Origin of the sequence: Streptomyces sp. NPDC050674, assembly GCF_040654575.1 — a bacterium.
In the GTDB taxonomy this organism is placed as follows: Bacteria; Actinomycetota; Actinomycetes; order Streptomycetales; family Streptomycetaceae; genus Streptomyces.
Map to the genome: position 1 here is coordinate 1 of NZ_JBFAIG010000052.1, position 2,223 is coordinate 2,223.

Here is a 2,223-nt window from a genome sequence, read left to right on the forward strand (position 1 = left end):
CCCGGCCTCCAGGCTTGCCCTGGCTGCGGCTTCGAACTGGGCCGCCACGTTGTCGCCGTGCTGCTCGGGGTCCCGGCGGATTAGGGTGCGGCGAACGAGCATCGTCAGGGCGATCATGGAGCGAGCCGACCGGCGTTTACCGAGGGCGAAGTACAGGTCGACAGCGACGGTCAGGAGGGCGGCGTATTCACTCAGGTGGTCGCCCGGGAGATTTTTGATGTCCCGGCCGTAGGCACGCACGGCCCGGTCGACGAGGTGCTTTGCCCTGCGCAGGTCGCTCTGGTGGTCGGGGTGGTCGGGGTTCCTCCGGGCCAGGTCGATGAGGTTCTCGGCGAGCAAGATCTGGGCCTGAGCCGCCACCCGGGGACGCGAGATTTTGCGGCGGACGAGTTCGGCGCCGACCTTCAGGCACTCCTCGGCGGCGTCCCGCGCCTCCTCCAGGCGGCGCAGTTCCGTCAGTACGGACCCGTATTGGAGTAGCGAGCTCCAGAACAACTCGTTCGGTTCGCCGTCGTCCGTTGTGAGGCGTCGTCGGATGGCGAGCCCGCGGCGGATCGGCTCCAGCGCCTCTTCAGGTCTGTCCAGGGAGACGAGCGTCGCGCCGATGTTGTTGAGGACGACGGCCAGGGAACCGGAGGCCACCGGGGTGGCCAGGCTCTCTGGTCGGTCAATGACGGCGAGCGCGTCACGTAGGACGGCGAGCGCCTCCTCGTGCCGGCCCAGCACGCGTAGTCGGTTGGCGCGGCTGACGAGGCTGCTCAGTGCGTCATCGCTGAGTGCGTCGGGCCGTTCGTCGGCCAACTGCCTCAGTGCCTGTGCGGTGGGCGCCGACAGTGTCTGGGCGGCGGCGCGGAACTGACCCTTGCGATGGAGGGTGCGGGCGAGTTCGGCCTCGGCGTCCGCCAGGCGTTCGAGTACGGCGGGATCACCGCCGTCGGCGAGGGAGGCGAGGAGGATGACGCGTCGCTCCTGCAAGGGGAGCGCGGCAGTGTCGTCACCGCTGATGACGAAGGCCCGGGCGCGTTCGCCGAGGATTTCGGCGTCGGCAGCGGCTTGGTCGGCTGGGGTGAGTGTGTCCAGCAGGCCGCTGGCCAGGTCCAGACTGGCCAGCGCCTCATCGGTCTGGCCGCTCCAGCGGTGCGAGCGGGCCTTGGTCAGCAGCGCGGTGAGCCGTGCGGCAGGGGTGGCTTCCGTCTCGCCGGAGTCGTAGAGCCGCAATGCCTCGTCGCATCGACGTACGGCCGTCCAGTGGTCCCCGGCGGTCTGCCGCCAGCCCGCCTCGTGTATGAGCGCGACAGCTTGCAGGGCCGGCGGGAGCCCTCGTGCGGCCATGGCGGCGGTGCGCGTGGCCCACCCGGCGAGCACTCGGCTGCGCCCCGTACCCAGCTGGTCGAGGAGTTCCAGCAGTAGTTCCGGTTCGCTGCTGGGTGCGTCGGTGAGCCGGTGCAGGGCGTCGAGAAGGGGCTCGGGGGACTCGGTGAGGGTGGCGGCCTGCATGACGCTGCCGGCGAGGGCCGGTTCGCGGGTGAGGGCTTCGTCGAGCGCGCCGGCGACGGGGGCCCAATGACGCGGGAGTTCGGCCACTCGGGAGAGCGTGACGAGGGCGGCGAGGAGGGTGGAGGCAGCGGAGGAGGGGGGCGGCAGTGCAGATCGCGACTCGGGGTTCCCGGCGGTCGTCGGCTTGTTCGCTGGGGACCGCCGCAGTGCCGGCTGCGCCTCCGCCAGTGTCAGCAGGGGAAGGATCAAGAGGTTCGTGTCCGCCCGCGCTCGGTCCCCTACGTGGTACTCACCCAGGCGGTCCGGCTGGAGGGCGCCCCAGCAGCTGTCGCCCGAGGCGGGGTACATCTCGCCGAGCCAGGCTGTGCCCTGGCTGACGGTCGGGCCGTCCGCCGTGCGAAAGCCGGGTGAGGAGCGCAATAGCGGGGCGGCAAGAGCGGGTTCTGCGCCCGCGGTGAGCACCGCGGTGCCGACCGCGTCGGCGAGAGGGACGGGGCCCGCTTCCGCCAGGTGGGGACGGCCTGCGGCGCTGTCCTCCCAATACGCGCGTTCGTGAAGGAGGAGTTGCTCCTCTACCCGCAGCCTGGTGTTGTCCGGGCGGGTCGCGGTGTGTGTGGCGAGAAGGTCGATGAGTGCGGTCATGCGTCGGCGCCGCCAAGGCGGGCGCCCTGCTCGACCGGCAGCTGACCCTGGCCCGCACCCGCGCCCACTCCACGGCTCTCCAGG

At 71.3% G+C, this 2,223-nt stretch carries 1 protein-coding gene; it reads right to left on the reverse strand.

What is annotated here, in order from left to right; translation table 11 throughout:
- Window positions 1–2,139 (reverse strand): tetratricopeptide repeat protein (locus AB0I06_RS34220; protein WP_363122761.1); only part of this gene is annotated, 2,139 nt, incomplete at its 3' end.
- Window positions 2,140–2,223 lie beyond the last annotated feature (84 nt).